Genomic DNA, 2,066 nt, shown 5'->3' with positions numbered 1-2,066 from the left:
GCTGGTGCTGCGCGTCGATGTGGCCGGTGACCCGAGCTTCACCGAGCTGCTGGACCAGGTGCGACACCGCAGCCTGGGCGCCTACGAGCACCAGGATGTGCCCTTCGAATTGCTGGTGGAGCGGCTCAACCCGACCCGCAGCCTGACGCACCACCCCCTGGTCCAGGTGATGTTGGCCTGGCAGAACTTCGCCGGAGACAGCGGGCCTGCCGCCGGGTTGGCGTTGGGCGACGTCGAGGTCACCCCGATGCCGGTGGATACCCAAACCGCCCGAATGGATCTGACATTCTCACTGGCCGAACGCTGGAGCGAGGATGGCGAGCCGGCCGGGATCGGGGGAACGGTCGAGTTCCGGACCGATGTGTTCGACGCGGCCAGCATCGAGGCGCTCGTCGGTCGGTTGCAGCGGGTGTTGATGGCCATGACGGCCGATCCCACGCGCCCGTTGTCGTCGTTCGAACTTCTCGACGAGGCCGAACGCGACCGGCTGGATGAAATCGGCAACCGGGCCGCGTTGACCGAGGCGTCGATGGCGTACAGGTCGATTCCGGCGTTGTTCGCCGCGCAGGTGACCCGCGCCCCCGGTGCCGTGGCCGTGACCTGCGACGGCCGGTCGCTGACCTACCGGGAGCTGGACGAGGCCGCCAACCGAATGGCGCATTTCCTGGTCAGCCGTGGCGCGGGTCCGGGACAGCAAGTCGCACTGCTGTTTTCGCGTTCGACCGAGGCGATCGTGGCGATCCTCGCGGTGCTCAAGTCGGGTGCGGCCTACCTGCCGATCGACCCGGCGCTGCCGGACGCCCGGATCGAGTTCGTCCTCGCCGACGCTGCGCCCGTCGCCGCGATCACCACCGCCGATCTGGCCGGCCGGCTCGCCGGCCAAAGCGTGACGGTCATCGACGTGCATGACCCCGCCGTGGCCATCCAGCCCGGCACAGCGCTCAGGACGGCGCCCAGCCCGGAGGACCTCGCCTACCTGATCTATACCTCCGGCACCACCGGTGTCCCCAAAGGCGTTGCGGTGACTCATCGCAACGTGACCCAGCTGCTGGCGTCCACGGCCTCCGGCCTGCCGCGCGCCGGCGTGTGGTCGCAGTGGCATTCGCTGGCCTTCGACGTCTCGGTGTGGGAGGTCTTCGGCGCGCTGCTGCAAGGCGGGCGCCTCGTGGTAGTGCCCGAGTCGGTAGCACGCTCGCCGGAAGACCTGCATGCCTTGCTGGTTGAGGAGCGCGTCAGCGTGCTGAGCCAAACGCCGTCGGCGGCGGGTGCGCTTTCGCCCGCGGGCCTGGAATCTGCCACGCTGGTGGTCGCCGGTGAGGCGTGCCCCGCCGAACTGGTGGAGCAGTGGACGCGCGGGCGGGCGATGATCAACGCCTACGGTCCGACCGAGGCCACCATCTACGCCGCGGTCAGCGCGCCGTTGAGCGCGGGATCGATTGCGGTGCCGATCGGTTCGCCGGTGCCCGGGGCGGCGCTGTTCGTGCTCGACGGGTCGTTGCGGCCCGTTCCCGCCGGTGTGGTCGGTGAACTGTACGTCGCCGGTGCCGGCGTTGCCGGTGGCTACTGGCAACGGGCCGGTTTGACCGCATCGCGATTCGTGGCCTGCCCGTTCGGCGGGTCCGGAACCCGCATGTATCGCACCGGCGACCTGGTGCGCTGGCGTGCCGACGGACAGCTCGACTACCTGGGCCGCGCCGATGAGCAGGTCAAGATCCGCGGGTACCGCATCGAACTCGGCGACGTGCGTGCGGCGCTGGCGCTGGTGGATGGCGTCGAGCAGGCGGTCGTCATCGCCCGCGAGGACCGGCCCGGCGATAAGCGCCTGGTTGGATACGTCACTGGAAGCGTTGATCCCGCCGCAGTCCGCGGCGCGCTGGCCGACCGGCTGCCGGGCTACATGGTGCCGGCGGCCGTGCTGATGGTGCAGGAGCTGCCGCTGACGCCCAACGGCAAACTCGACACCCGCGCCTTGCCCGTGCCGGAGTATCAGGACGCCGACCGTTATCGCGCCCCGGGCAACGCGGTCGAGGAGATCCTCGCCGGCATCTACGCCCAGGTGCTCGGCC

1 protein-coding gene is annotated in these 2,066 nt (G+C 70.0%); it reads left to right on the top strand.

The window, feature by feature from the left end; genetic code table 11:
* A partial coding sequence (locus JOZ00_RS23945) for an amino acid adenylation domain-containing protein (protein WP_293349104.1) occupies nt 1–2,066 on the top strand: 2,066 nt, incomplete at both ends.

Source organism: Mycobacterium sp. (genome assembly GCF_019243155.1).
Taxonomy (GTDB): Bacteria; Actinomycetota; Actinomycetes; order Mycobacteriales; family Mycobacteriaceae; genus Mycobacterium.
Note: the sequence above shows the minus strand (reverse complement) of the source record. Positions and strands in the feature narration are given on the sequence as shown.